Here is a 19,648-nt window from a genome sequence, read left to right on the forward strand (position 1 = left end):
CCCGCTCGAGGCAGGTGGGCCCGCAGCGCCGCGGATCACCCTGGTCCACGAACGCTTCACCGAGTTCGCCGGCTCCGAGGCCGTGGTCGAGCAGCTGGCCCGCCTGTGGCCGCAGGCCCCCGTCCTGGCCCCGGTCGGGATCCCCGGTGTCATGCCGGCCGACCTCGAGCCACGGGTGCAGACGACGGCGTTGAGCCGCCTGCTGCGGGGGGACTCCTACGCGCACCTCCTCCCGGCGCTCCCGGTTGCCGTGCGCCGGCTGCACGTGCCGCCCTCGGACGTCGTCGTGGCGTCCCACCACGCCTTCGCCAACCAGGTCGTGCACGCCACCGATGCCCCCGTCGTCTCCTACGTGCACTCCCCGGCCCGCTGGGTCTGGGACCCCTCCATGCGGGACGGCGAGGTGGGCGGCCGGGCCGGTGCACTGGCCCTGGGGCTCTTCGCCGCCGCCTACCGCCCGGTCGACGTCAAGGCCGCGGCGCGGGTGCACACCCTGGTCGCGAACTCCGAGGCGGTCGCCCAGCGCATCCGCGACTGGTGGCAGCGCGACGCCGTCGTCGTGCACCCGCCGGTGGACACCGAGGCCTACACGCCGGACCCGAGCATCCCGCGGGAGGACTTCTTCCTCCTCGCCGGCCGGCTCGTCCCCTACAAGCGCCCCGATCTGGCGGTGCGCGCCGCTGCCGCGGCGGGTGTGCCGTTGGTGGTCGCCGGCGACGGCCGGGCCCGTGCCGAGGTCGAGGCCCTGGCCGGCCCGAACACCACGTTCGTCGGCCGGGTGAGCGACGAGGGGCTGCTGGACCTGTACCGCCGGTGCGCCGCCCTGCTCATGCCCGGCGTCGAGGACTTCGGCATCGTGCCGGTCGAGGCGCAGGCCTGCGGAGCGCCCGTCATCGCCGTCGACGCCGGTGGGGCCCGGGACTCCGTCGTCCCCGGGGTCACCGGCGAGCTCGTGCCCCAGCAGTCGACGCTCGCGGCCGAGGTCGACGTCTGGGCGGAAGCGCTGCGGGACTTCCAGCCCTCCCGTTACGAGGCGACGGGCGTGCGCGCCCACGCCGAGGGGTTCTCGCGGGCGCACTTCCGCGCGGCCATGGACGCCGTCGTGCAGGGCGTGCTCGCCGGACGGTGACCCTCCGGCGTCACCCGTTGGGAGGTCGGGAGCACCGAGACGGTTTCGTAGACGGCTGCTGAGCTCTATCTTCGCCTTTCGAGACCGGGCCGACTCCTCCTCCGTCTGGGGACGGGAGCAGTACCCGGTGACTGAGGGTCACGAGGAGAGCACGCATGGACGACCTGACCGCTGCCTGGGACCAGCGGGTGGAGACCCTCGACCCGGTCGGGCACGCGACGCCGGTGGTCGCCGGGGCCGACCTGCGCAGCTACCTGGCACCGCGGACCGGCGCCGGTGCGGTCGTCCCCACCAGTTCGCTCGTCGGTCGCGCCCGCCGGGTCCTCGGGCCCCGCCAGCGTGCAGCCGTCAAGATCGCCGGGACCCGCATGATGGCCCCGCGGTCGGTCCGCAGGTTCCGGTCCCTGCTGGCCGGTGGCGAGCCGTTGCTGCTCAACCTGGGCAGCGGCACCTACAACGCCCCCGGCTGGGTCAACGTCGACCTCTGGGGGCTGCACCGCTCGTGGGGCGTCGACCCCGACGTCATCTGGGACCTCCGCCGCCCACTGCCGCTGCCCGACGGGTCGGTGCGAGGGGTCTTCCTCGAACACGTCCTGGAGCACCTGCCCGCCCCCGTGGGCCTGGCCGCGACCGACCAGGCCTTCCGTCTGCTCGAGCCCGGCGGCGTCCTGCGCATCTCGGTCCCGGACTTCGGCAGGTACGCCCTCACCTACGCCGACCGCGTGCGGGGCCTGCGTTCCGGCACCGATCTCATCGCCAGCGAACGCCCGGGCCGGCCCACGGAGCTGCTGGCCGTCGCCGAGGTGGTCTACGACCACGGTCACGTCTCCGTCTGGGACGCCGAGACCCTCATCGCGCTGATGCGGGCTGCCGGCTTCGTCGACGTGCACGAGTGCAGCTTCGGGTCGGGGGCCGTGCAGCCCGTACCCGACTCTCCCGCCCGGCGCGGCGAGAGCCTCTACGTCGAGGGCACCCGGCCCGCCTGAACCGCCTCAGCGGCCCGACAGCACCGCCGCCACCGTCTCGGCCGCCACGTCGTCCCAGCTGCGGGTCACCGCCGGCGGGGTGCGGGTCCCCACCGGGACGGCGAGGTGCTCGAGCGCGACGCGCGCCCAGCCGGCGACGTCGTCGGGGGCCAGGTGGACGGCGCGATCGCCGCTCACCTCGACGAGGGCGGCGTCGGTGGAGGTCACCAGCGGGGTGCCCAGGTCGATCGCCTCGGCGGCCGGGAGCCCGAACCCCTCCGCGAGGCTGGGGGTCAGCACCACCGACGCGTGCTCGTAGGCCCAGCGGAGCACCCCGTCGGTGACGTCCTGCAGCTGGTGCAGGTTGCCCGAGGCGACCAGGGCGTCGAAGTCCGGCCCGTAGTCCTGCTCGCCCCACGGCGGCGGTCCGACCTGCAGCAGCACGGCGTCGGGGCGTTCGGCGGCGACGCGGCGCCACGCGGACACCACGGTCGGGAGGTTCTTGCGCGGCTGGGTGTCGCCCACGACGAGTGCGAAGGGCCGGTCGGCCACCGCGGGGACCGGGACCGGCTCGCTTGTGCGCAACGCCGGGCTCGTGGCCAGCGGGACGACGGCGCTGCGCGGACGCGTGCCGGGCACCGAGACGACCAGTCGCTCACGCGTCGCGGCACTCACGCAGAGCAGCGTGTCCGCCTGCCGGATGGACGCCGCGTAGGGCTGGCGCAGCAGGGTGCGCTTCGCCGTCCCGAAGTCCTGCGGGCGGTCGTAGAGCAGCATGTCGTGCACGGTGAGCGCCGTGCGCGCGGCGACGCCGCAGGGGACCAGGTGCTTGGTGCCCTGCACGACGTCGAACCGGTCGCCGAGCGTCCGGCCCAGCAGGGCCCGCTCGTACCCGGACACGGCCAGCCCGGGCAGGCCCGGCAGCCGGACCAGCCGGTCGGGGCCGTCCACGAGGTCCACGAGGCCGTCGGCGGCGGCCGGGTCGACGAGCAGGTGCAGGTCGACGTCGTCCCGCCGGCGGAGGGCCTTCGCGAGTTCGACGGTGTACCGGACGATGCCGCCGCCGCGGCCGCTGGCCGCGACGTGACCGGCCATGAGCAGCCACCGTGTGGGCGCGGTCATCGGACGGCCTCCGGGACGCGGTTGCCCACCGCTGCCGGCGGCGCGGGGAACCGCCGGCGGGGGAGCGGTTGCCGGCTGACGCCCACGGGGCGCCCCACGTACAGGGCGACGGCCACCAGGCACACCACGGCGGGGACGACGCGCCCCTGGGTCCAGTAGAGGTACCGGGGGAGGTCGAAGAGACCGGTGACGACCATCGGGTAGAGCAGGGCGCCCATCGGGGAACCGTCGACGAAGCCCCGGTACAGCAGGCCGATCACCACGCCGCAGAGGACGAAGAAGAGGAACCCGCCGAGCAGGCCGAAGTCGACGAAGGGCGTGGTCACCCCGCCCGGGTTGTTGAACTCGGGGTTGCCGAACCGCTCCAGCACGTTCTGCGCCGTCACCGGCGCCGGGGCGGACAGCCGGTCGTACAGGCCGAGCTGGGCGATGCCGGGGGCCGACCAGAAGGCCGCGATCGAGTCCAGCGGCATCCGCCCCGGGTAGGGGTCGTGCACCAGGTGCAGCTGCCCGTTGTTGTACGACGTCGCGTAGTAGCCGGCCAACCGGATGAGGGCGAAGACGGGGAACGACTCGTCGGTCCGGGTCTTGAAGAACTGCCAGCTCCGGGAGAACTCGAAGGCGGCGAAGAGCAGGAACAGCAGCGGGGCCAGGACGAGGGGGGCGAGCCGGGCCGCGGCCCGCTTGCCCCGCCGCAGGGACCTGCCACCGGCGAGCACGAGGACGACGATCACCGGCACGGACACCTCGACCAACGCCAGGCGCTCGCTGGCGATGAACGACCGGAGCAGGCTGAGGAAGAAGACGAACCCCAGCTGGGCGGCGAGCCGCCGGTCGCGGCCCTGCAGCAGCAGGTACGTCGCGACGATGACGAAGGCGATGCCGACCTGGGTGAGCGTGGTGATGCCGGCGACGCCGGACAGCTGCTCCTTCAGGTCGCCGCTGTAGTTGCTCTGGCTGAACACCGCGTTGAAGACGTCCGCGGGACGCAGGCCGTTGGACGCGCCGACGGCGAAGTACAGCAGGTAGCCCACCATCGTGAGCCAGAAGAGCGCCTGACCGGCCGAGTACAGCCGGCGGGGGACCACGCCGGGGGAGCGGACCAGCCGGCGCTTGCCCGACGGGGCGAGCGAGGCGGTCACGGCGGCGGTGGCACCCAGCACGAGCACCGTGACCGCGATGAGCAGCAGGGTCTCCCCGGTGACGGACTTGGGGGAGCGGTAGAACAGCCGGAACGCGTTGTCGTCGAGCCGGGCGGTGAGCAGCAGCGTGATCGGCACGACGAGGGCCAGCGCGCCCACGGGGGAGATCCACCAGGTGCCGCCCCGACGGCGGACCGGCGCTGTCACGACCGTGACCCCACCGGCAGCTCGCGGGGGCGACGGTCGGTCCACCCGGCCCAGGTCCCGCGCAGGTAGGCGAGGTCAGCCCGGGCCAGGTTCCGCTGGCCTCGCACCCGACGGACCACGGCCCCGACGACCTTGCGTGCCGAGTACCAGGCCAGCAGCCACCGGGGCAGCCGGTGCAGACGCCAGAGGTGGCCGTTGCCGCAGCCGTAGCGGAGCATCTTGCGCTCGAACGCCGCGTCCGCGTCGTCACGGGGCTCGTCCTGCAGGACGACGAGCTCGGGCACGTACTGCACCCGTCCGCCCCCGGACAGGACCCGGAGCAGCAGGTCGGACTCCTCGCCGGCGCCGTACCAGCCGGCCGAGCCCACGCCCATGCCCTCGTCGAAGTGCCCGACCCTGTCGATCACGTCCCGGCGGAAGAACATCGTGCTCATGATCGACGTCTTCATGAAGTTCGTCCGGGTGACGGGGCCACCGGTGGAGGGCCACCGCAGCATCGACGGACGGCGGTCCAGGGTCTGCTGCTGACCGCTCAGCCCGGACAGCCCCGGGTCGGCGGCGAAGGTCGCGACGACGGCGGACAGGGTGTCCGGTGGGAACCAGCAGTTGTCGTCGGGGAAGCCCACGAGGGGGGCGGTCGCCACCTCCAGGCCGGCGTTGCGGCCCACGGAGGCGCCCCGGCCCGACGTGGTGGCGACCCAGCGGAAGGCAGGGTCACGTTCCCGCAGCACGGTGGCGCAGGACTGGTCCGCGCTCTGGTCGCAGACGACCAGCTCGACCAGGTGCGCGGGGACCGTCTCCTCGATCGAGGTGATCAACCGGTCGAAGTCGACCGGCCGACCCACCGTGCTGACGACCAGGGAGAGCGCCGGTGCGGCGTCGACCTGCTCAGCCATGCCGCGGCCGGGCGACCACGTTCGGTGCCTCGGGACGGACGACGGGCATCTCCTCGGTCACCGGGGCCGCGTCGACCTCGGGTCGACGGTCCTGGGCCTCGGCGGCGCGACGACGGTGTCGACGGCTCTCCGCGGCCTCGTCCTCGAGGGGCTGGCGGTCCGAGGAGGACGACGCGGATCGTGCCGCTCCCCGCGGGAGGCGGTTGACCAGCACGCCGGCGGGCGTGGTGCCGGCCGCGTGCAGGATCTGCACCGCCCGGTCGACGTCGACCACCCGGGACGAGCCCACGGCGGCGACGACGAGGGTCTCCCGGCACTGACGGGCGGCGCGCACGCCCTCGTCGGAGACGTCCAGGGGAGGGGCGTCCACGACGACGGACCAGCCTGCGGCGGTGGCCGTGGGGACGAACCCGTCGGGCAGGAGGTCGTCGATGCTGCGGGCGTCGGCGACGTGGTCGGTCGTCGCCTCGCCCAGGACGAGCACCAGCAGGCCGGGCACCGGCGTCGTCCGCAGGCCGTGGACGACCACGAGACCGGCGACCGGGTTGCTCGGGGTGAGCGTCAGGTCGACGTGGTCCTGCAGGCCCCCGACGCCGTCGGCGACCCCCGGGCCGTCGGAGGTGACGAGGACGGTCTTGCCGCGGCGGGCGGCGTGCAGGGCGTGGGCGACGGCGGTGAAGGTGGCGCCGACCCCGGGGGTCGCCGCGACGACGGCGAGGGAGCCGCCGTTGACCGGGCCGGCGGGGAGCTGGAGCGCCTGCAGCTGCACGGCCCGGAGGAGGGCGGCGGACCGGCGCGGGGCCGAGGCCGAGGGCAGGTCGGGGCTCAGCACCGGGACGCCGAGGTTGGCGACGTCCTGGTCGTCGCGCACCCGGCCACGCAGGGCGGAGACGACCGGTGCCAGGACGGCACCGAGCAGCGCGCCGAGGAGGACGGCGGCCGCGATGGTCAGCACGTTGTCCGACACGGCCCCGCTGGGCAGCACGTCGGCCTGCTGGATCTGGCCGGCGATCTGGCTGGTGTCGGCCGCGGCCCGCTGCAGGGTGTCCCGCGCGTTGAGCAGGTCGACGCTCTGCTGACCCAGGGCACCGCGCTGCTGCTCGTTCGAGTCGAAGCCCGTGATCGGGGGGTCGGGCAGCGCGGCGATCGCCTGCTCGTTGGCCGTGATCTGGCTCTGCACAGAGGCCAGGACGGCGTTGATGCGGTCAGTCAGCCGCTGGACGCGGCCGGCGATGTACACGTCGGCGGCGGTCTGGGCCTGAGCGAGTGCGCCGGCCCGGTCCGGGGCGGTCGAGGTGATGTTGATGACGTTGGAATCGCCCACGCGGGCCGCTTCGAGATCGACCTCGGCGAGGTCGATCCCCAGGGTCGTGGCGACCTGGGTGGACAGGTCGGTGCCGTTCAGGTAGACCAGCTCGGTCTCCACGTAGGTGGCGTTCCTGGCTGCAGCGTCACCGCCGACGGTCCCGGTGAGGGGGTTCTCCACCGCGTCCGGGTCGGCGTAGCTCTGGACCAGAGCCTCGGCGCTGACCGGCCTCTCGGCGGTCGCGGCCAGCGCGACGCCCCCGGCTCCGAGCACCAGCGCACCGACCAGGGCTCCCACGAGCAGGCGACGGCGGCGGCCCGAACGGGCCGGGCGCCCGGCGCGGGCGTCTGCCACCTCGTCGGTGGGCAGGGGAGTCGGGGTGGTCACCGGTGCATCCCTCCGTCGAGGTGGGTCCGACGCCGTGTGGCGGCGTCCTTCTGCGGGCTGAGCTGGGCCAACGACACTCTCCGACCTCCAGGTCTGATCGTCGTCGCGTGCCGCGTGGGTACGCTGGGGACTTCACGCCTCCCGCCCCCGTGGCGGGATCAGACCGGCCCAGTATCCACGAGCTGGGCACTGGAGCGGGCGCGACGACGCGTCTGACGTCCCTCATGAGAGGCACGTCTCGCCCGGTCGACCGCCCCCCTCCGACGACGGGAACTCCCGGATGCCCTCGCACAGATCCCCCTCTTCCGAGCTCGGCGAGGCCCCGCTGGCCGCCGGTGCGCCGGAGGCCGATGCCCCCGGGACCGGCCCCGCCGGCTCCCGCCGCCTGCTGGTGCTCGGGATCGTCATCGCGCTGCTCGTCGTTGCCGGCGGTGCCTGGTTCCTCTTCGGCCGGGGGGACGATGCCGAGCCCACCGGTGCGGACACCCCACCGCCGGTCGACCTGGCTTCTGCGCTCACCGTCGAGGAGTTCGGTGCCGTCGGTGACGGCACCACCGACGACACCGAGGCCGTCCAGGCCGCTCTCGACGCGGCCGACCCGGGTCAGGGCGTTCTCTTCGCCGAGGGTGCGACCTACGCCGTCGACGACGTGCTCACCGTCACCACCGAGGGTGTCGTGCTGACCGGTGGGGGCACGCTGCTGGCCACCGACGAGCAGCTCTCCTCGCTCACCATCAGCGCCGACGACGTCGTGGTGCAGGACCTGACCCTGGCCGTCGAGGAGACCAGTCAGCGGTGGGACGCCTACGAGCAGCAGCGCCTGCGTCTCGACGAGCACTCGGGCATCGTCGTGCGTGACGTGCGGGTCACGGGGTCTGCCGCAGCCGGCATCTACGTCGGAGGGACCACCGACTTCGTCCTGGACGCCGTCGAGGTCAGCAACACCCGGGCCGACGGGATCCACATGACCCAGGGGGCCAGCGACGGTCGCGTCCTGTCCCCGCTGGTGCGTGACGTGGGCGACGACGGCGTGGCCGTGGTCTCCTACGCCCCCGACGGCGACCCCTGTGCCCGGATCGAGGTCGTCTCCCCGGTGGTGGAGGGCTCGGACGCCCGAGGGGTGTCTGTGGTGGGCGGCGAGGACGTCACCTTCACCGACATCCAGGTGTCGGACACGGCTGCTGCCGGTGTCTACATCGCTGCCGAGGGCAGCTACGACACCGCCGGGGTCATTGGCGTGCGTGTCGAGGGCGGCACCGTGACGGGCGCCAACACCGACTCCGACACCGACCACGGGGCCGTGCTCGTGTTCAACGGCACCGAGGGCCGCACCATCGAGGACGTCGAGATCTCCGGTCTGGAGCTGCGGGACACCCGTGAGGACGCCTCGCGGTGGGTGGGCCTGCTCGGGGGCAGTGGCGGAGAGATCACCGACGTCCAGCTCACCGGTCTCGCACTCGACGGTGACGGGCCGGGCACCCTGCTCGAGAGCAACGAGGACAGCACGGACTTCAGCGCGCAGGACTGGACCCGCGACGGCGAGGCCGTCGAGGACGAGAAGAGTTCACCGTGAGCTCCGTGCGTCCCGTCTTCGGCACGGCCCAGCTCGACGGTCTCGCCGACGACCGTCGATCGGGCGCCCTGCTCGACGCGGCGTGGGAGGCGGGGTTCCGCGCCTTCGACACCGCGCCCTCCTACGGGGGCGGCCGCGCAGAGGCCCGCCTCGGGGCCTTCCTGGCCGGCCGTTCCGAGTCGGTGCTGGTCAGCACCAAGGTGGGGCTGGCTCCCGCCCTCGGTTCGCGAGCCGGTGGCAAGAAGCTCGTCAGCATCGCCCGTCGCGTCCTGCCGACACGGGTCACCCGGGCCCTCAAGGCCAAGTCCCAGTCCTCGATGCGGGGCCGCTTCGACCCCGATGCGGTCCAGTCGTCGGTGGAGGCCTCGCTCCGACTGCTGGGGGGCCGGATCGACCGGCTCCTGCTGCACGAGGTCCGCGCCGAGGAGATCACGGACGACCTGCTCGCCCGGTTGGCGGCGTTGCTCTCTCGAGGTGACGTCGGCGCCGTCGGTGTGGCGACACAGAACGACGCGGCCGCGGCAGCCGTGCGCCGGGGCGGGGAGCTCGTCACCGTGGCCCACCTGGCGGTCGGGGTCCTGGACGCGCCGGTCCCGCTGCCCAGCCACGTGACGACCCGGGTGGGCCACGGCCTGCTCGGCGGTGGAGGGTCGCACCTGCGGGCGATGGAGGCCGTCCTGGTCTCGGACTCCGATGCCCGCCAGGAGTGGCATGCCGCCGCCGCAGGTACCCGCTACGCCGGGGCGGGCGGACTGCCCGCCGCCCTGGTGGCCGCTGGTCTGGCCCGGGACGTCACCGACGTGCTGGTCGCCACCACCCGCGTCGAGCGTGTGGCCGTCAACCTGGCCGCGGTGGGGGGAGACCCCCTCACTCCTGACCTGGCTTCCGCCGTGCGGTCGCTCGCCGCGCGGACGACGCGGGGCACCACCCCGGACTGAGGACCCGGCCGCCCCGGTCACACCGCGGCACCCGTGGGTCCCGTTACAGTCTCCGCCGCGCGGTCGTGGGACCGGCGTCACGGAGGAGGTCTGATGCGCACCATCGCGTCGTTCGACGTGTTCGACACGGTGCTCGTGCGGATGACCGGCACCCCCCGCAGTGTCTTCGAGGCCGTCGGCCGTCAGCTGACCTCGGAGGGCGTCACCGGGTGTTCCCCGACGGCCTACGCCGCCGCCCGCGAGGCTGCGGTCGAGGTGCTGACCGTGGACAAGGCAAGACACCCGACGCTCGCCGTCATCGCTCGGGAGACAGCCGCCCGGCTGGGTCTGCCACGCGATGCCGCTGACCGCTTGGCCGAGGCGGAGGCGCAGGTGGAGGCCGAGGGTCTCGTCGCCGTGCCCGGCATGGTCGAACGGCTCGAGGCCGAGCGGGTCGGGACCGGTCACGGCGTCGTCTTCGTCTCCGACACGTGTCTGTCCTCCCGCTGGTTGCGGGACGTCCTGGGGGAGCGAGGGCTCTTCCGTCCGGGCGACGCCGTCTACGTGTCGTGCGAGGCCGGCGCCAGCAAGCAGCACGGGGGCCTGTTCGCCGCCGTTGCTGCGGACCTGGGGGTGCCGCCGGCGACGATGAGCCACCACGGTGACGACCGCTGGTCCGATGTCGCCCACGCCCGCCTCGCCGGCTGGCGCGCCACCTGGCTGCCCCAGGGTGCGTTCACCGCACGCGAGCAGGCACTCCTGCACCGTTCGGACGAGACCGACGGCGCGACTGCGCGGTTGGCCGCCGCCGCCCGGTACGCCAGGCTCGCCGCTGGTCACCGCGGTCTCGTGGACGAGGCGGCCGACGTCGTCGGGATCGCCGGATCGGTCGCGGCACCCGTGTTGGTGGGGTTCGGGCTGTGGGTCCTCGGGCAGGCGAGGCAGCGGGGTCTGGACCGGCTGTACTTCATGTCGCGCGACGGCGAGCTGCTGCAGCAGGTGGTGAGCCGGCTGGCCGACGCAGCCGGGATGGCGATCGACTGCCGCTACCTGTACGGCTCGCGTCGTTCCTGGCAGCTGTCCGCCCGTGGTGGCGCGCGGGCCGACGACTCACGCCGCCCCTGGGTGCCCGACCAGGAGACTGCAGCGAACAAGACGCCGCGCCAGCTGCTGGCACTCATCGACCTGCGGCCGGAGGACCTGGCGGGCTCAGCCGTGAGCGGCCTGAGCGCTGCCGGCCGTGCCGACCGGCCCTGTGGTGCGGGGTTGGCCGGGGAGATCGTCCGTGCCGTCGCCCAGGAGCCGCTGGCCGGCATCGCGCGGGAACGCGCACGGTCGGGAAGGGAACGGCTGCTCCGCTACCTCGACCAGGAGGGCGTCACCGACCCCTCCGCTCGGGTCGCCCTCGTCGACGTGGGGTGGAGCGGGAAGGCCGCGCGGGTCTTCGAGGACGTGCTGGCCGGCACCGATCGCCCGCTCCCCGTGGCTCACCTCTACGTGGGCCTCACGCGGGCAGCCCCCGAAGCGATGGGTCCCGAGCTCTTCGAGCGCTCGGAGGGCTGGATGATCGACGGGGGCCGTGGCCGGGTGCCCGACGGTGACGCCGAGGACTTCGTCCGCCTGATCGAGACCCTGTGCATGGGCGCGGAGGGCACGACCGTCGGGTTTGCCGACGAGGGCGCCCGGGTGGTCCCCGTCCTGGCCCACGAGCGCAATCCGGAGACCGACCGGTGGCGTTTCGAGGAGTACCGGACCGGGGTGCTGGACGCCGTCGATGCCTATGCCCGAACCGACCCAGGCCCGGCCGCGGACCTCGCCGTCGACCTGCGGTCGGCCACCTGGGCCCCGCTGCTCGGGCTCTGGCGCCGGCCGTCTCCGGCCGAGGCGCGTGCCTGGGGTCGCCAGCCCTTCGGCGACGACTTCGGCAACGACCACGCCGTCCCCCTGGCCAGCCCGATGACCGTCCGCAGGGTGTTGGCCCGACTCGGTGTGCGAGCCGGTGAGTGGCGTGAGCCGACCTACTGGCTGCCGGGGTCACTGGTACTGACCCCGTCACCCCTGCGGCCGGTGCTGGCGACCGTCGACCGAGGGGAGCGGGCGGTGCCACGGTTGCGGCGCCTGCCGAGACGGCTCCGCGCGGAGTGGGTCCTGCGACACGGTCGACGCTGAGGCCCGGTCCGGTCCCGGGCGACCCGGCCGGGCGCGGCACAATGGGGCCCTCCAGAACGTCTACCTCTGTGAGGCCGCACCGATGATCATCGACCTCGACACCGCCGGGCAGGTGGCACTGGGCCGCCTCGACCCGCAGGCCACGCTCGTGGTCGGTGGTGGAGCGGCCGGCCTGGCAGTGGCACTCGGCCTGGAGGACCTCGGGCGCCCCGTCGTCCTGCTGGAGTCGGGCGGGGACCCGCGCGACGTCGAGGCGCAGGCCGCCTCCTCGGAGCTCAACGTCGGCCAGGTGTCCGGTGCCCCCTACCGCGGGCTGGAGGGCGGCCGGGCGCGGGTGCTGGGCGGGGCCACCCAGCTCTGGCACGGGCAGTGCACCCGATTGCGGGACTCCGACCTGGCGGTCCGTCCGTGGGTCCCCGGGAGCGGCTGGCCTCTGGGGCCGAGCGACCTGGAGCCCTGGTACACCGCAGCCGAAGCGTGGTTCGGGCTCAGCGGCCGTGGCTACGACGCGGAGCGGTGGGCCGAGCACCGTTCCGTGAGCCCCATCCCCTGGTCACCGGACAAGCTCCAGGCAGACTTCAGCGAGTACACGATCACCCCGCACCTGGGGAGCAAACACCGCCGCCGGCTGACCCGCTCCAGCACGGTCACCACCGTGCAGCACGCCACCGTGGTCGGTGTCCTGGTCGAGGAGCAACGAGCGGTCGGAGTGCGGCTGCGGGACCGCTCCGGTGCGGAGGTCGAGCTGCGGGGCGGTCGGGTCGTGCTCGCCGCCGGCGCGATCGAGAACGCCCGGATCCTCATGCTGAGCGACCCCGAGGGCATCGGGCTGGGCACCGGCCGCGGAGTCACCGGGCGGTACCTGCAGGACCACCCCGTGGTGGAGACGCTGGAGATCCACCCGACGCGACGGTCCTGGTTGCAGGACCGGACCTCGCACCTGCACCGGGGCCGCCGTCGCCTCTACCCGAAGGTCCGTCTCAGCCGGGCCGCCCAGGAGGGTTCGCGGCTGGTGGCGGCCAACGCCGTCCTGGTGCACGAGCACGACGACCCGGGTCTGGAGGCCGTCCGCCGACTGCTCGGATCGGCGGTCGCGCGGACCCGCCCGGAATCCCTGCGCCGGGACGTCGTCCGGGCCGTGGGCTCGGTGCCTGCGGTCGCCCGGACGGCCTACCGGCGGTGGGTGCGCGGGCTGTCGGCTGGGCGGCCGTCGTCCTCGGTGCGTCTGCAGATCTGGCTGGAGCAGGTCCCGGACCGGGAGAGCCGGGTGACCCTGGGCGCGGCCTCGGACCCCCTCGGCCTCCCCGTGGCCGACGTGCGCTGGCGCCTGGCGGACCAGGAGATCGAGACCAGTCGCGTCTTCAGCCGCTGGGTCGCCGACGACCTGCGGAGCGCCGGCCTGGCCGAGGTCACCGAGCTGCCTGCGATGGTCGACGACGCGGCATGGCGCGCCCAGGTGGTGGACGCCTACCACCCGGCGGGGACGACCCGGATGAGCGTGGACCCCGCTGAGGGCGTCGTGGACACCGACAGCCGGGTACACGGTCTCGACGGGTTGTTCGTGGCGGGCAGCAGCGTCTTCCCCATCGCCGGCTACGCCAACCCGACGTTGACGATCGTCGCGCTCAGCCTGCGGCTGGCCCATCACCTGGCGGGGTTGCCGGCCCGCCGCTGAGCAGGTCACGCTCCGAGGGCCTCATCGCGGGCCGCCCCACTCCCCGCGCTGGTACACCTCGGTGAGCCGGTCGACGTGTACGCCGAGACTGAACTCGGCTCGCTGCAGCTCCTGCAGTTCGCGTCCGTACGTGGCCCGCCGGGTGGGGTCGTCGGCCAGGGCCCAGAGGTGGTCGGCGGCTGCGTTGGCGTCCCCGGCGGGGAAGAGCGTCGCTCCCGCGGCGGTGCCGACGGTCTCGGGGTTGCCCCCCGAGGCCGAGGCGACGACGGGGAGACCGAAGGACATCGCCTCCAGGATGCTGAGCCCGCAGGGCTCGGCGAGGGCCGGGGCGAGCAGGACCCCCGACGTCCGGAATGCGTCGGTGGGGTCGGGGAGCCAGCCGACGAAGTCCGTGCTGTCTGCGACACCGAGCTCGCGGGCCAGCTGCTCCAGGGGGTCCCGCTCGGCACCGTGGCCGGCGATGACCAACGTCCACCCACGGTCGGCGAGACCGGACAGGGCCCAGGCGCGGATGCCGGTCTCGGTGTCCTTCTCCGGGGCCAGTCGGTGTGCCATGAGGACGACGTGCTGCCGGTCAGGACTGGTGTCCGGCTGCTCCCGCACCCCGTTGAGCAGCACGACGTCGGAGGCAGGCCGGACCTCGTCGGACACGAACCGGCTCACCGCGATCTCACGGTGGAGCGCCCGGCGCACGAGGGGCGCCAGGCGCTGGGCGCGGGGACCGTGGCCGCGCGGGGCGGTCAGGTGACGGGTGGAGAAGCGCCGCCCGCGGTTCACGGGTGCTGCGGCCAGCGCCACGAAGTCGGCCTTCGTGATGTGGCTGTGCACGACGTCCCGCCGCCCCTGCCGGACCAGTGCCCGCAGCGCGTCCCGGGGCGTGGCACCGGGGTGCCACTCGACGGCGGGGGTCAGCAGCCGCTGCATGGACGCCGGGTCACCCCCGACGACGGACACGTGATGGCCGCGGCGTGACTGCTCAGACGCGACCTCCACGACGTAGCGCTCGAGGCCGGCGAACTGGTCGGTGCCCACGACATGGGTGATGCGCAGTTGACTCTCCTGGTGTTCCGGGGTCAGCCCGCTCGCCGACAGCGGCGGCCAGGCTAACCGTCCGACGGTCCGCCGGGCTAGCCCCGGTGCCTACCCCCGGCCGTGGTGGGGGCCGTGCGGGCCGGTCGGGGTGACAAGCCGGCGAAGGCGCGTCCGACCGGGCCGGGCAAGGTCCCGGCCAGCCACGCGGTGTCCTCCCGGCCCACCAGCCCGAGGAAGCGGACGGTCACCGCGAGCACCAGGCCGAAGGCGACGACCGCCAGCACGACACCGGCGAGACCGCCGACCAGGAGGAGGGTGCCGTGCGCAGCCCCGCCCGCAGCCAGGGCGATGGCCGTGGTCACGGCCAACCGGCCCGGGCTGATCTCCAGCCGGATGCCGCGGCGGTGGGTGTGGACGGCGATGAGACCCGCGGACACGGCTGCGGCGCCTAGCGAGGCCACCACGGCACCCGAGGCTGCGAACGGGGGCACCAGCGTCCACGCGAGGGTGATGTCGACGACGGCGCCTGCTCCTCCCGCGATGAGCACCGGGCGCAGGTGGCCGGTACCGGTCCACAGCGCGCTGTAGAGGTGCCCCAGCGGCAGGATGAGGAGCGTGAGGCCCAGGAGGCGCACCAGGGTGCCGGCCTCGGCGAAGTCCTCCCCGTACGCGGTGGTGACCAGCCGTGGGCCGATGGCGATGGTGCCTGCGGTGAGGACCAGGTTGACGGCCACCACCACGCGGGCGGCCCTGCTCAGAGCAGCCGTGACCGATCCGGGGTCGCGGGCGTGCCGGGCTGCGATGGCCGGCATCGACGCCCCGATGAGCGCTGCGGAGACCATCGTCGGGATGCCCACGACGTTGAAGGCCACGGAGAACATGGCCACGGTCTCCGGGGAGTGGAACCAGTCCAGGAAGACGAGCTCCAGGCGGCGCTCGACGATCTGGGTGATGAGGACCGAGAGGGAGAACATCGACCAGAGCCGCAGTACCGGGGCCCATGCGGGACGGTCCGTGCCAGCCACCGACGGGGTCTGGGTGCGGCGGTCGACCCGGCGCAGCACGAGCAGCAGCACGACGGCCACCACCAACTGGGCTGTGAAGACGCCCTCGATGCCCAGGCCGGCATAGACGGCCGCGATGGCGAGCGCAGGGCTGACGGCCTGCGCGACCAGCCTGCGGGACGCCGTGGGCCCCCACCCGTGCCGGGCGATGTCGCGGCTGGCGTGTGCCCAGCCGATCGAGTCGACCATCGCGGTGGCCGCGGCCAGGAACCACAGCGCCTGGTAGTCGCTGCGGGCGAACCCGATCGACACGAGCAGCAGCGCCGACACGAGACCACCGGTCAGGTGGGCGGCGAAGGACCAGCGCGACAACCAGGCGAGCCGGTCCCGGTCGTCCCCGGCGTTCGTGGCCGCCAGCATCTGCACGCTGGCGGAGGTGAACGAGAAGATGAGGACGGACACCATCAACGAGTTCACGTACGCGACCAGGCTCTGCTGGCCCAGAACGGCGGGACCCAGCTCGCGGCTCACGACGACGGACAGCACGAGGGTGGCGCCCATGGGGAGGACGGCCGAGGCCGCGTTCCAGAGTCCGCCTGCGAACGCACCCTTCCGGGTGTCCAGTCCGCTCTGCACCGCTGGCTCGGTCGTCCCCGTGGCGGGGTCGTCGAGCTGGACGCCGACGACAGGAGCAGCCCGCGTGCCCGTTTCCGAGCGGTCCGAGGGTTCCACGGGTCCCCCTCTCGTCCTCTGCCACCGGTTCTTCCGAGGTCGGCACCAGGGTAGGCGTGCCAGGGGCGCCGGCTCGAGCTCGTTCAGGCGACATGGGTTGCAGGGGACGCCACGCCCGACATGACGGGAGTCACTCAGGTAGAGGTGTCGAGTCGCCCAGATCACTCTGGGTGGAGCCTCGGGGTGAGCACGCCCCCTGTCACTCGACCCAGAGTGACGATTTGTGCACGAAGCGTCTACGAGCGGCCCCGATCGTGGTCATCCATCGGGTGACGATGCTCGCTTGCGGTGTCGTTCCGTGACGAGGGCAGATAGCTTGGGACCCGTCAGCGAGCCCAGCGTCGGGCCGGACCGGAGGGCACCTGCGTGCCCTGATCCCATGCCTTCGGGGGCGTTCAGACTTGCTCTTCACCCAGGACCACCGGCCCAGTGGGCCCGCGCACCGGCGTCTCAACGCCCGAGCGGCCACCGCCCGACTCCGGGGCGAGGGCACCGACGCCCGCCGCGCGTGGCGGACGACCTACCGCCGCAGCATCGCGACCGGCGACGTCCTCGCCGCCACGGCCGCGACGGCCGTGAGCTACCTCTTCCACTTCGGTCCGGCTGCGCCGGTCACCGCGGTCTCCCAGCCGGCCGCCCGCTGGTTCGCGCTGCTCATGCCGGTCGTGTGGCTGCTCGTCATGGGGGCCTCCCGCTCCTACGAGGAGCGGTTCCTCTGGATCGGCCCCGAGGAGTACCGCCGGGTGTTCCGCGCAGCCCTCATGCTGCTCGCCGGCGCCGCGCTGGTGTCCTGGGCGCTGAAGCTGGACCTGGCCCGCGGGTTCGTCATGACGGCGATCCCGTTGGCCGCGGTCCTCACGCTGGCCCAGCGCTGGGTGCACCGCAAGATCCTGCACCGCCGTCGCACCGCCGGTGAGCACGTGCAGACGACGATCATCGTCGGCCACCGCAGCGCCGTCGCCGCGCTGCACGAGCAGATCGACCGCGAGGCCCACCACGGCTACCGCGTCATCGGCTGCCTCGTGCCCCCGGCGGTGGGCGGCACCGTCCCGCCGTCCTTCGACGGTCTGCCCGTCCTGGGTGACCTGTCGATGGTCGCCGAGGTCGTCAGCGACTACCAGGTCGACACCGTCGCCGTGCTGCCGTGCCCCGAGCTCGACGGTCCGGCGCTGCGCAGCCTGGGCTGGGAGCTCGAGTCCACCAAGGCCGAGCTGCTGCTCGCCCCGGCCGTCACCGAGGTCGTCGGCACCCGGGTGGCCATCCGCCCGGTGTCCGGCCTGCCCCTGCTGCACGTCGAGCGCCCCGAGTTCGGTGGGCCCCGCCGGCTGGCCAAGACCGCCTTCGACAAGGTGTCGGCCTCGCTGCTGCTGCTCGTCCTGCTGCCGGTCTTCGTCGCCATCATGATCGCGATCAAGGTGACGAGCCCCGGCCCGGTGTTCTACCGCCACGAGCGCGTGGGCCTGGACGGTCAGCCGTTCCACGTCCTGAAGTTCCGCAGCATGGTGCCCGGTGCCGACCGCCAGGTCGACACGCTCTTCCTGCAGAACGAGGGCAACGACGTCCAGTTCAAGATGAAGAGCGACCCGCGGGTGACCGGGGTCGGTGCGTTCCTGCGCCGCTACTCCCTCGACGAGCTGCCGCAGCTGCTCAACGTCCTCGGCGGCAGCATGTCGCTGGTCGGCCCCCGCCCGCACGTGACGCGCGAGGTAGAGCAGTACGGCCACGACATGCGCCGCCGCCTGCTGGTCAAGCCGGGCATCACCGGCCTGTGGCAGGTCAGCGGCCGCTCGGACCTCTCGTGGGACGAGTCGGTGCGCATCGACGTCCGCTACGTGGAGAACTGGTCGCTGTCCTTCGACTTCATGATCCTGGCGAAGACCGTCGGCGCCGTCGTCCGCAGCTCCGGGGCGTACTGACCCCCAGCAGCACCTGAGTTCGCACCGGCCCGGACCTGCCCAGGTCCGGGCCGGTCTGCGTCCTACCCAGGGTCACCACCCGGACGGGTGGAGTCGCCCGGCCGTGGACTACACACGGCACCCGGTCCTGCCGATGATCGGCTCATGGTCCTGATGCTGCTGGTGTGGGTGTTCGCCGCGATCACCCTGGCGTTCGTGCTCGGTGCGGCCGTCCGCATGGCCGACCACCACGAGGCGTGCGACCTGTACCTGGACGACGTCCTGGCCGTGGCACACGGCGGCGTCGCCGTCCCCGCCGACCGCTGACCCACTGGCAGCCGGCAGCCCGGCTCAGTTGGGGACGGCGTCCAGCGCCTCGTCGGTGAACTCGTCGGCGTTCTGGCTCAGCGAGTCCGACTGCAGGTAGCCCCACATCCGCTCGGCGGTCGTGGTGTCCAGGTAGACGACGCTCGCGGCGCCCTCGGTCCCGGTGCCCAGCACGGGCGCGGTGAAGAAGTCGATCCCGTCCGGGGTGACGCCCCGGGCGGAGAGGGCCAGGGACAGCAGGCCGCCGTTGCCGAGCGAGTCGTCGACGGCGATCGAGCTGGTCACCGCGAGGAGCACCTCGTCGAGCTGTCCCGGGCTGGAGAACGTGCCCTGCTGGAAGAGCTTGGTGAACAGCGACCGCAGGTAGTTCTGCTGCCGCCGGACGCGGTCGAAGTCCCCGCCGGGCAGGTCGTAGCGCTGGCCCACGTACCAGCGGGCCTGGTCGCCGTCCAGGTGGTTCGTGCCCTGGGTGAAGGTGTACGGTCCCCAGCTGGTGGTCTCGGCGACCTCGACGTCCACCCCGCCGAGGGCGTCGGTCATCGAGATGAGGCCCTCGAAGCTGATCGCGGCGTAGTGGTCGATGCGCACGCCGGTGAGCTGCTCCACCGTCTGGACCAGCAGGCTGGGCCCACCGAAGGCGTAAGCGGCGTTGATCTTGTTCTTGCCGTGCCCCGGGATGTCGACCCACGAGTCGCGGGGGATGGACACGACCTGGACGTGCTGCCGGTCGCCGGACAGCCGGGCGATCATGATCGCGTCCGACCGAGCATCGGGGAGCTCCCCGCCGGCGATGTCTGCCCGGGTGTCGGACCCGACCAGGAGGAAGGTGACCGGCTCGGCGTCCGTGCCGTCCTCCGGCGTGGCCGGTGCGGGACGGCTCTCGGGGTCCAGGCCGGCGAAGACGTCACCCACCCGGTCGATGTTGCCGGCGTAGCGGTCGGTGAGGTACCAGGCGGCACCGCCGACGACCAGGGCCATGACCAGGGTCAGCACGCCGAGGCCGACAGCCAGGCGGCGCAGCACCGAGCGACGGCGAGGTGGCGGCGGGCTGTCACGCTCGTCGACGGCGGCTGTCGTGTCCTCGGTCGACGTCACCGCGCCGTCCAGCGGACGTGGGTCGGCGTCGGCCGTTCCTGGCTGGTCGTCGTCCATGGTCTCCCCCGTCGGTTC

Annotated in this window: 13 protein-coding genes and 1 pseudogene; 7 read left to right on the forward strand and 7 right to left on the reverse strand. The window is 73.4% G+C overall.

The window, feature by feature from the left end:
- Positions 1 to 34: 34 nt before the first annotated feature.
- Together F1C76_12225 and F1C76_12230 are read left to right on the forward strand one after the other, a co-directional pair.
- Positions 35 to 1,129 (forward strand): glycosyltransferase family 4 protein, encoded by a 1,095-nt coding sequence (locus F1C76_12225; GenBank protein ID QNG39204.1) that lies wholly within the window; start codon positions 35 to 37, stop codon positions 1,127 to 1,129.
- 155 nt (positions 1,130 to 1,284) lie between these two features.
- Positions 1,285 to 2,115, forward strand: coding sequence for a class I SAM-dependent methyltransferase (locus tag F1C76_12230; protein ID QNG37252.1), 831 nt, complete (start codon positions 1,285 to 1,287; stop codon positions 2,113 to 2,115).
- 6 nt (positions 2,116 to 2,121) lie between these two features.
- Here the strand turns inward: F1C76_12230 and F1C76_12235 are convergent, their stop codons facing one another.
- Genes F1C76_12235 through F1C76_12250 form a run of 4 tightly spaced genes read right to left on the reverse strand, consistent with a single transcriptional unit; the run spans position 2,122 to position 7,154 of the window.
- Positions 2,122 to 3,216, reverse strand: coding sequence for a glycosyltransferase family 4 protein (locus F1C76_12235; GenBank protein ID QNG37253.1), 1,095 nt, complete (start codon positions 3,214 to 3,216; stop codon positions 2,122 to 2,124).
- Positions 3,213 to 4,619 carry an oligosaccharide repeat unit polymerase gene (locus F1C76_12240; protein ID QNG37254.1) on the reverse strand — a complete coding sequence of 469 codons (1,407 nt, stop codon included), beginning with the start codon at positions 4,617 to 4,619 and terminating at the stop codon, positions 3,213 to 3,215. Before F1C76_12240 ends, F1C76_12235 begins: the two co-directional genes overlap by 4 nt.
- A complete protein-coding gene (locus F1C76_12245) occupies positions 4,562 to 5,461 on the reverse strand; it encodes a glycosyltransferase (GenBank protein QNG37255.1) in 900 nt (299 codons plus the stop codon). Before F1C76_12245 ends, F1C76_12240 begins: the two co-directional genes overlap by 58 nt.
- Positions 5,454 to 7,154: a CpsD/CapB family tyrosine-protein kinase gene (locus F1C76_12250; GenBank protein ID QNG37256.1), complete on the reverse strand. Its 1,701-nt coding sequence runs from the start codon at positions 7,152 to 7,154 to the stop codon at positions 5,454 to 5,456. The genes F1C76_12245 and F1C76_12250 overlap by 8 nt, the downstream gene beginning before the upstream one ends.
- A gap of 280 nt (positions 7,155 to 7,434) precedes the next feature.
- On the opposite strand from F1C76_12250, the gene F1C76_12255 reads away from it, so the two are divergent.
- The 4 genes and pseudogenes from F1C76_12255 (at position 7,435) to F1C76_12270 (ending at position 13,488) form a co-directional block, all read left to right on the forward strand.
- Positions 7,435 to 8,727 (forward strand): hypothetical protein, encoded by a 1,293-nt coding sequence (locus F1C76_12255; protein ID QNG37257.1) that lies wholly within the window; start codon positions 7,435 to 7,437, stop codon positions 8,725 to 8,727.
- Positions 8,679 to 8,933, forward strand: a pseudogene (locus tag F1C76_12260) (hypothetical protein). Before F1C76_12255 ends, F1C76_12260 begins: the two are co-directional and overlap by 49 nt.
- An 825-nt stretch (positions 8,934 to 9,758) precedes the next feature.
- Positions 9,759 to 11,813 (forward strand): hypothetical protein, encoded by a 2,055-nt coding sequence (locus F1C76_12265; GenBank protein QNG37258.1) that lies wholly within the window; start codon positions 9,759 to 9,761, stop codon positions 11,811 to 11,813.
- 82 nt (positions 11,814 to 11,895) lie between these two features.
- Positions 11,896 to 13,488, forward strand: coding sequence for a GMC family oxidoreductase (locus F1C76_12270; protein ID QNG37259.1), 1,593 nt, complete (start codon positions 11,896 to 11,898; stop codon positions 13,486 to 13,488).
- Between the two features lie 21 nt (positions 13,489 to 13,509).
- On the opposite strand, the gene F1C76_12275 is transcribed toward F1C76_12270, so the two are convergent.
- Positions 13,510 to 14,520, reverse strand: coding sequence for a glycosyltransferase family 4 protein (locus F1C76_12275; GenBank protein QNG37260.1), 1,011 nt, complete (start codon positions 14,518 to 14,520; stop codon positions 13,510 to 13,512).
- Positions 14,521 to 14,615: 95 nt separating this feature from the next.
- Entirely contained in the window at positions 14,616 to 16,085 is a 1,470-nt protein-coding gene (locus F1C76_12280) for a polysaccharide biosynthesis protein (GenBank protein QNG37261.1), read from the reverse strand.
- A 572-nt stretch (positions 16,086 to 16,657) separates the two neighbouring features.
- On the opposite strand from F1C76_12280, the gene F1C76_12285 reads away from it, so the two are divergent.
- A complete protein-coding gene (locus F1C76_12285; protein ID QNG37262.1) occupies positions 16,658 to 18,172 on the forward strand; it encodes a sugar transferase in 1,515 nt (504 codons plus the stop codon).
- A 330-nt stretch (positions 18,173 to 18,502) separates the two neighbouring features.
- Here the strand turns inward: F1C76_12285 and F1C76_12290 are convergent, their stop codons facing one another.
- Positions 18,503 to 19,630, reverse strand: a complete 1,128-nt coding sequence (locus F1C76_12290; protein ID QNG37263.1) for a LytR family transcriptional regulator — start codon at positions 19,628 to 19,630, stop codon at positions 18,503 to 18,505.
- Between the last annotated feature and the right edge of the window lie 18 nt (positions 19,631 to 19,648).

This window comes from Geodermatophilaceae bacterium NBWT11 (genome assembly GCA_014218215.1).
GTDB lineage: Bacteria > Actinomycetota > Actinomycetes > Mycobacteriales > Geodermatophilaceae > Klenkia.